This window comes from Acidithiobacillus sp., from assembly GCF_023255755.1.
Lineage (GTDB): Bacteria > Pseudomonadota > Gammaproteobacteria > Acidithiobacillales > Acidithiobacillaceae > Acidithiobacillus.
Map to the genome: position 1 here is coordinate 1 of NZ_JAGDVS010000062.1, position 6,305 is coordinate 6,305.

A 6,305-nucleotide genomic window follows, 5' to 3' on the forward strand; every position below is an offset into this window, starting at 1 on the left:
AGGGAACCTCGTAACGCAGCCACCCCTGAGTCCGCCCAAGAATACAGACCTTGGCGGTCCCGACCTCTTCTTCCAACTCGCGAAACATCGCCTGCTCCGGCGTTTCCGCATAATCGATACCGCCCTGGGGGAACTGCCAGGCATTTTCACCCCGGCGTTTGGCCCACAACACCTGATTGTATTCGTTACAAATGATCATGCCCACATTGGGGCGATAGCCGTCCGCGTCTATCATGTTCATCGTCTCTGCCGATGCGTTTATGCTGCAATATAGCACGCAGACGGGCCAGCGTCAGTCTACTCCAGCCCCAGCGTCATTCAGACCGTGTGCAGCAAATCCAGTGGATAGCGCTTGCCCGCCTGGTAATCGGCCATACAGCGCCGGACCATGACGCTGCGCATCTCCCCCCCACGCGCCGTCATCTCCTCCAGGGTCAGCCAGACCGGGCCGATGATGCCCGTATCCAGGGCACGGTGCATATCACGGGGGCCAAGGCGTCCACCGAAGGCGAAGCGCAGATAAGTCAGGTTTTTCGCAGGATATTCCCAGTGATAGATACCGGTCAGATATTCCGGCTGGAAGACGTAGCCCGTTTCCTCCAGGGTCTCGCGGACGACCGCATCCAACAGAGTTTCACCGGGGTCCCAGTGGCCGGCAGGCTGATTGAAGCAGCGCCGCCCATCCACCACCTCTTCTACGAGCAAAAAACGGCCGTTCTCCTCTACGACAGTGGCTACTGTCACATGCGGCGTCCAAATCATGGGCTTTTCTCCGTCATACGCTCTTTTTCCGTGAGTTCACGCCACTGGCCGGGAGGCAGATCGTCCAGCGCAAAAGGCCCGAAGGCCTGCCGATGCAGGGTCAGCACCAGATTATCCAGAGCGGCAAACATTCGGCGGACCTCGTGGTAACGCCCCTCCGTCAGGGTCAGCAGCACCTCGCGATCTGTCAGGCATTGCAACGCTGCAGGGCGACAGGGCGTGTCTTCGCCTTCCAGCATCAGGGTTCCTGCGGCCAGGATGTTCGCCGCATCAGCCCGCAATGGCGCCTGCAGAGTCACGCGATACACCCGGGGAATGGCACGGCGGGGGCTCGTCCAATGGTGCAGCCAGTCGCCGTCATCGGTGAGTAGCAGGACGCCACTGGTCTCCCGGTCAAGACGCCCGACACTGCTCAGCGACGGTCGCCGGTAGCGCCAACGCAAGGGAAAATCCTGATAAATGGTACGCGGATCATCGTGAGCACAAACCTTGCCCAAGGGTTTGTGATAGAGCAGATAGAGGGCATGGGGGTGATCAATGGGCTCTTCATCCACCCAGACCAGCGCAGCATCCACTTTGGCAGAGGCTTTGCGCAGCGGTTCCCCGGCTACCCGCACTCGCCCCTCGCGCACCAGATCACGCACTTCGGAGCGGCTACAGTATCCAAGACGGGACAGTAAATGATCCATACGTTCGGCAGATTTTTGCATAGGGTGCAGTTTAGCCTGCCGGACAGGCTGACGAAAAGCCGTTAAACCTCTATGATGCCGGAGTCACCAACAACGGAGCGCATCATGGCGACTGGATACATCCTCCCCCCGGAATGGGCCCCGCAGCGGGCGGTACAACTCACCTGGCCACATCCCGATACCGACTGGGCGTCACGCCTGGATGCGGTGCTATCGGTATTTGCCCGCATTGCGCGTGAAATCAGCTTCCGCGAAGATGTGCTCATTGCCTGCCATGACGCGGCCAGCGTCGAGGCTTGTAGGAAACATCTGCACCGCGCCGGTGCCGATCTCGCGCGCTGCCATCTCCACACCGTCCCCAGCAATGACTCCTGGACCCGCGATCACGGTCCCATCACCCTGCAGAACCCGGCTGGTCAGCGCAAACTGATGGACTTCGCCTTCAATGCCTGGGGCCTCAAATTCCGCGCCGACCTGGATAATCAGATTACCCGCCACCTGCATGCCCAAGGGGCTTACGGAAACGCAGTACTGGAGATTTCCGGGATGGTTCTGGAGGGCGGCAGTATTGAAGTGGACGGCGTCGGCACCCTGCTGACTACCAGTGCCTGCCTGCTCTCGCCCAACCGCAATCCGCAATGGTCCGCGGTGCAAATCGAGGACGCCCTCCGTACCCAGCTCGGCGTAGAACGCATCCTCTGGCTGCATAGCGGCCATCTGGAAGGCGACGACACGGATGCCCACATCGACACCCTCGCCCGCTTCTGCAACCCCCATACCATCGCCTACCAGAGTTGCGACGATCCCGACGACAGCCACTTCGCCCCGCTCCAGCAGATGGCCGCTGAACTCAGCGCTTTCCGCAACTGCGATGGCGAACCTTATCACCTGATTCCTCTGCCCTGGGCACAAGCGCAATGGGACGAGGATGGCACCCGCCTGCCCCTGAGTTACGCCAACTTTCTCATCCTCAACGCCGCCCTTCTCCTGCCGACTTACGACGATCCCGCAGACATGGTGGCGCAGGAGCGCCTGCAACGCGCCTTTCCAGACCGGAAGGTGATCCCGGTCCCCTGCATTGAGCTGGCTCGCCAGCATGGCAGCCTGCACTGCGTAACCATGCAGTTACCGCGCTGAGACAAAGCATATGAGATATAATAGCATGTCATTGTATTGTTAAAAACATAGCGCTTATTCAGCGCCACCGGCCAACATGGCACCCACCGCCAGCGTCAGGACGTTTAAGGGGGAGAGGGCAGGAGATCGGCAGCGCAGCATTTTGGCTCCTGAGGCCACTCGGCAATGTTCCATGCGGCAAGTCACTGCCGCATATTATAATCACTTTTAAAAAAAGTTATATATTCAATAATCACACATCACGAGCATTAAGAGGCTGTTTTATTTTTCATAATTTTCACATCGCGTTACATAAGAAAATACCGTCAACAGCGCTGGTATCCCATACCTGCCGGACAAACTCAGCACTCTTTTGCCACCAAAATACTGCAGGGCAATTCCCGCAGAAGCGCCTTGGCGACTGACCCCTGCAGCCAGTGTCCCAAAGAAAAATGCGGAATATGCCCGATGATCAGCAGGTCGGCACCCGTTTGCAGTGCGTAACGGGCAATCTCTTCAGCCGGACTGCCCTCAGCCGTTTGAGTCACCACCCTCAGGCCCTCGGCACGAAGCTTACCCGCGCTATCCTCCAGACTACTGCGGATAGCGTTGCCTTCCTGCCCCAGCATATCCTCCGCTCCCGCCGCCTGACCAATGGCCATACCCCCGGTACTGACGATGACGCCGAAAAGATGCAATTCACCTTGACACAAACGAGCGAGCTCCCCGCCTTGGCTGAGCGCTGTTTCGCTCGACGGGCTGCTGTCGTAGGCCACCAGAATTTTCTGAAACATTTACCACCTCCCAAAAGGTCGCGCCGCACCACCCACGAGCCGAATCTCCCACCTACTCCACGACCACCGTCTGCTCCACCGCCGCGCCACGCTTAGGTGAGCGAATAATCAGCAGCAGCGGGAAAACCGCCAACGTCATCACCAGCATCAGCCAGAAATCATCGATATACGCAATCATCGTCGCCTGCCGGGTGATTTCTGTATTCAGCAGAAGCTGGCCCAAAGCATCATGGGGATTATAAAGACTGGCCACGGTCGGATTCTGAAAAGCCGGATTATGGTCATCAATGTGGGTGGTCAGCGCGGCATGAGCGATTTGCGTGTTACGGGTCAGCAAGGTCTCCACCAGAGAGATCCCGATACTGCTGCCGACATTACGCACCAGACTGTAAATCGCCGTGCCGTTAGCCCGCATTTCCGGGCTCAGGGTCGCAAAGGTGGCGGCACTCAGAGGCACAAAAACCAGACCAATCCCCAGCCCTTGCCAGACACCCGGCCAAATCACATCACCCTCACCGATCACCAGACTATAGCCCTGCATTTGCCAGAGGGAAAAGGCCGTGATTCCGAAACCGATGGCGAGTAGCAGCCGCAAGTCCACCTTGCCCACCAGTCGCCCGACAACGAGCATGGCCAGCATGGTGCCGAGGCCACTCGGTGCCGTCACCCAGCCCGCCGTCATCGCCGTATAGCCCATCAGATCCTGTAGCATGGTGGGGATCAACGCCCGCGACGCAAAAAGCACCAGTCCGACAATAAAGATGAAGAGCAGGCCGGTGACATAGTTGCGGTTGAGGATCAGCCGGTAATCAAAGAAGGAACGGTCAAAGGGTGTGCGCCAAGTATGATAGATGAAATATAAGGCCGCGAACCCGGCAATATAGGCTTCTATCCAGATTTCCACCGAAGCGAACCAGTTCTGCTCTTGCCCACGATCCAGCAACAACTGCAAGGCACCGATGGCCAGACTCAGGCTGACAAATCCCGCCATGTCAAAGTGCATCCGCCGCAGCACCGAATACCTGGGGAAGGACTTCCAGATTCCCGTAAACGCCATGATCCCCACCGGCACGTTGATGAAAAATACCCAGCGCCACCCCATGGTATCCGTCAGCCAACCGCCCAGGGTAGGACCGACGATGGGTCCAATCATCACCCCCATGCCCCACAAGGCCATGGCGGAACCCTGCTTTTCCCGGGGGTTGATGTCGAGCAGGACGGTTTGCGAAAGCGGCACCAGCGCCGCTCCGAAGACACCCTGCATCACCCGCGCAACGACAATTTCCCCCAGCGAGGTAGAAATACCGCACCACATGGAGGCCAAAGTAAAACCCAGCACCGAGGCCAAAAAGACGGTACGCTGACCAAAACGGTCACAGAGCCAGCCAGTCAGTGGCGTGGCGATGGCCGTCGCCATGATATAAGAGGTCAGCACCCAACCAACCTGGTTCAAGGACACGGACAGGCTGCCCTGCATATGCGGCAGAGCCACGTTGGCGATGGTGCTGTCCAAGGTCTGCATGATGGTGGCCAGCATGATGGACAGGGTAATGAGGGGTCGATTCAGCCCCTCTGTGCCAACTGCGGCGCTTTCCACGGTCATTGGAAGGATCCTTCGATAATGCGCTGCAAACGCTGCAGGAGATCCGTCGCCTGCTGCAACTCTGCAGCGTCCAGGCCATCCAGCATTTCGCGGCGGAAGTCACCAGCGACACGCTTCACCTCCGCATACACGGTCCGCCCCTCGGACGTCAGCAACACCCGTCGGATACGCCGGTCTTCCGGGGCGATCTCGCGGCGTACCAATCCAGCGCGCTGTAACCGGTCCACCATGGCTACCACCGTCGGCCCCTCCACCGAGAGACAATGTGCCAGTTCGCTCTGGGTCAGGGGAGTTTTGGCCCGCGCCAGAAAAGCGATACTCATCCAACTCGCCTGGCTCAGTCCGAGACTCTTCAGGCGACGATCCAGCGCGTGGCGCCAGGCCCGTGCGCTGTCATGCAGGGCCAGGGCAAACGCTTCCTGCAACAGGTCTTTGCTCATGAATCCCTCCGGTATTTTTAGCCGCCCAGATTATTAGGGTACTTATACTTAGTGCTCTATCTATTTACAAGAGAAGTCCGGCACCCAAAAGTAACCCTTGGAGACCCAGTCGACATGCCTAAGCCCACGACGTCACCTTGACAGAAGCGCAGGGCTCCGCCATGGTGGCCTGAATTTACGAGGACCCTATGCTGCATTTTCCGGATATCAATACCGTCGGCTTCCAGCTCGGCCCCATCACCATCCACTGGTACGGTCTGCTGGAGATCATCAGCTTTGTTATAGCCACCGTCTGGCTCATCCGGCGCGGCCGCATGGCGCACTGGAACTGGCGCAAAGAGCAGGTCGTCGACCTGGAATTTTATGTGGCCGTCGGCGCCATTCTGGGTGGCCGGGTGGGCTACGTGCTCTGGTACAACCTCCCCTATTATCTCGCCAATCCCATAAAAATGCTGGCCATATGGGATGGCGGCATGTCTTTCCACGGCGGTCTCCTGGGTGTCGTCATCGCCTGCTGGGTATTTGCACGACTCCATCAGCAACATGCCTTTCTGCCCACTCTGGACTTTATCGCGCCAGCCGTGCCCATCGGGTTGGGTCTGGGGCGACTGGCCAACTTTATCAACGATCAGCTTTTTGGCCGTGTCAGCGACCTCCCCTGGGCCATTGTCTTTCCCGCCGGTGGTCCGCAACCCCGGCAACCCTCGCAACTCTATGAGTTTCTGCTGGAGGGCGTTCTGCTCCTGCTGATTCTGGCCATCTACAGCCGCAAAGCGCGTCCTGCCGGTGCCGTTGGCGGCATGTTTGTCCTCTTTTATGGCATCTTCCGTTTCATCGCGGAATACGCGCGCCAGCCGGATATTCAGTTGGGCTTTGTCTTCGGTCACTACACCATGGGCCA

Annotated in this window: 8 protein-coding genes; 2 read left to right on the top strand and 6 right to left on the bottom strand. The window is 58.6% G+C overall.

Annotated elements, in window-relative coordinates; all coding sequences use genetic code 11:
- The 3 genes from Q0C48_RS04275 to Q0C48_RS04285 all read right to left on the bottom strand — a co-directional run.
- On the bottom strand, positions 1-235 hold a 235-nt coding region (locus tag Q0C48_RS04275; RefSeq protein ID WP_366937002.1), incomplete at its 3' end, for an NUDIX domain-containing protein.
- Between the two features lie 83 nt (positions 236-318).
- Entirely contained in the window at positions 319-762 is a 444-nt protein-coding gene (locus Q0C48_RS04280; RefSeq protein ID WP_291521882.1) for an NUDIX hydrolase, read from the bottom strand.
- Positions 759-1,472 (bottom strand): pseudouridine synthase, encoded by a 714-nt coding sequence (locus tag Q0C48_RS04285; RefSeq protein WP_291521884.1) that lies wholly within the window; start codon positions 1,470-1,472, stop codon positions 759-761. Before Q0C48_RS04285 ends, Q0C48_RS04280 begins: the two co-directional genes overlap by 4 nt.
- 84 nt (positions 1,473-1,556) lie before the next feature.
- Here Q0C48_RS04285 and Q0C48_RS04290 point away from each other — a divergent pair, with 84 nt between their 5' ends.
- A complete protein-coding gene (locus Q0C48_RS04290; RefSeq protein ID WP_291521886.1) occupies positions 1,557-2,588 on the top strand; it encodes an agmatine/peptidylarginine deiminase in 1,032 nt (343 codons plus the stop codon).
- A 341-nt stretch (positions 2,589-2,929) separates the two neighbouring features.
- Here Q0C48_RS04290 and Q0C48_RS04295 read toward each other — a convergent pair whose 3' ends face one another.
- Genes Q0C48_RS04295 through Q0C48_RS04305 form a run of 3 tightly spaced genes read right to left on the bottom strand, consistent with a single transcriptional unit; the run spans position 2,930 to position 5,404 of the window.
- Entirely contained in the window at positions 2,930-3,361 is a 432-nt protein-coding gene (locus tag Q0C48_RS04295) for a universal stress protein (RefSeq protein ID WP_291521888.1), read from the bottom strand.
- 52 nt (positions 3,362-3,413) lie between these two features.
- Positions 3,414-4,964 carry a DHA2 family efflux MFS transporter permease subunit gene (locus tag Q0C48_RS04300; RefSeq protein ID WP_291521889.1) on the bottom strand — a complete coding sequence of 517 codons (1,551 nt, stop codon included), beginning with the start codon at positions 4,962-4,964 and terminating at the stop codon, positions 3,414-3,416.
- Positions 4,961-5,404: a MarR family transcriptional regulator gene (locus Q0C48_RS04305; protein WP_291521891.1), complete on the bottom strand. Its 444-nt coding sequence runs from the start codon at positions 5,402-5,404 to the stop codon at positions 4,961-4,963. Before Q0C48_RS04305 ends, Q0C48_RS04300 begins: the two co-directional genes overlap by 4 nt.
- Before the next feature lie 188 nt (positions 5,405-5,592).
- Here Q0C48_RS04305 and lgt point away from each other — a divergent pair.
- Positions 5,593-6,305 (top strand): prolipoprotein diacylglyceryl transferase (gene lgt, locus Q0C48_RS04310; protein ID WP_291521893.1); only part of this gene is annotated, 713 nt, incomplete at its 3' end.

Coding starts and splice junctions, on each gene's coding strand:
- Q0C48_RS04280 (WP_291521882.1), bottom strand. CDS start 762: ATGATTTGGACGCCGCATGTGACAGTAGCCACTGTCGTAGAGGAGAAC.
- Q0C48_RS04285 (WP_291521884.1), bottom strand. CDS start 1,472: ATGCAAAAATCTGCCGAACGTATGGATCATTTACTGTCCCGTCTTGGA.
- Q0C48_RS04290 (WP_291521886.1), top strand. CDS start 1,557: ATGGCGACTGGATACATCCTCCCCCCGGAATGGGCCCCGCAGCGGGCG.
- Q0C48_RS04295 (WP_291521888.1), bottom strand. CDS start 3,361: ATGTTTCAGAAAATTCTGGTGGCCTACGACAGCAGCCCGTCGAGCGAA.
- Q0C48_RS04300 (WP_291521889.1), bottom strand. CDS start 4,964: ATGACCGTGGAAAGCGCCGCAGTTGGCACAGAGGGGCTGAATCGACCC.
- Q0C48_RS04305 (WP_291521891.1), bottom strand. CDS start 5,404: ATGAGCAAAGACCTGTTGCAGGAAGCGTTTGCCCTGGCCCTGCATGAC.